Origin of the sequence: Bacillus sp. SIMBA_154, assembly GCF_046536015.1 — a bacterium.
GTDB classification, from domain to species: Bacteria; Bacillota; Bacilli; order Bacillales; family Bacillaceae; genus Bacillus; species Bacillus pumilus_P.
In genome coordinates this window covers 1-234 of record NZ_JAWJBV010000685.1, presented here as the reverse complement: position 1 = coordinate 234, position 234 = coordinate 1, and the positions used below count along the sequence as shown (strand labels likewise).

The window sequence follows — 234 nt, the reverse complement described above, 5'->3', positions numbered from 1 at the left end:
GGTTGTTACTGAATCAGGGCAACTAATAGGATTAGCTAAATTTACAGTGGGTTCATAATTGATAGGCTTATAAATACATTAGGATGAATAAGGGTTGTTATTTTGCTCAACTAACACGCAAAACATACGCAAATCTAGTTCTAGCTGGTGGTACTGCGGCTCCATATGGCAACACAGGGCGTAAAAGCTTTTATTATGATCTTTTTCCTTAAAATGCGCGAGTTCGTGCACCAC

1 protein-coding gene is annotated in these 234 nt (G+C 38.9%); it reads right to left on the bottom strand.

The genetic code is table 11. From position 1 onward, the window contains the following. Positions 1 to 78 precede the first annotated feature (78 nt). On the bottom strand, positions 79 to 231 hold the full coding sequence (locus tag R0K30_RS23600; protein ID WP_410613472.1) for a YgjP-like metallopeptidase domain-containing protein: 153 nt from the start codon (positions 229 to 231) through the stop codon (positions 79 to 81). Between the last annotated feature and the right edge of the window lie 3 nt (positions 232 to 234).